Annotated in this window: 1 protein-coding gene; it reads right to left on the minus strand. The window is 48.4% G+C overall.

Translation table 11 applies throughout. From position 1 onward, the window contains the following. Nucleotides 1–446, minus strand: a 446-nt coding sequence (locus B3182_RS14020) for a pyridoxal-phosphate dependent enzyme (protein ID WP_292753169.1), incomplete at both ends; no start/stop codon positions are given.

The following is a 446-nucleotide window of genomic DNA, read 5'->3' on the forward strand; positions in this document are numbered from 1 at the left end:
ACCCAGTCACGCAAGGCTTCATTCAATGCATCTTTGAGCGTTTTTGAGCCAGACTGAACCGGCACTACTTCTGCCCCTAAAAGCTTCATTCGGTAAACGTTCATAGCCTGACGCTCAACATCTTCCGCGCCCATGTAAACCACACATTCCATACCTAAGCGGGCAGCTACTGTAGCGGTCGCTACACCGTGCTGCCCCGCACCTGTTTCAGCGATAATACGGGTTTTACCCATACGCTTAGCCAGCAAAGCCTGACCAATCGTATTGTTAACTTTATGGGCGCCGGTATGATTGAGATCTTCGCGCTTGAGATAGATCTGGGCTCCCCCCAGTTTCTTTGTCCAGTTTTCGGCATGATATATAGGTGATGGACGGCCTACAAAGTCGGCCAGATCTTTATCCATTTCAGCTTGGAAGTTTGGATCATTTTTATACTGTTTATAGGC

Origin of the sequence: Methylophaga sp. UBA4204, assembly GCF_002379485.1 — a bacterium.
Lineage (GTDB): Bacteria > Pseudomonadota > Gammaproteobacteria > Nitrosococcales > Methylophagaceae > Methylophaga.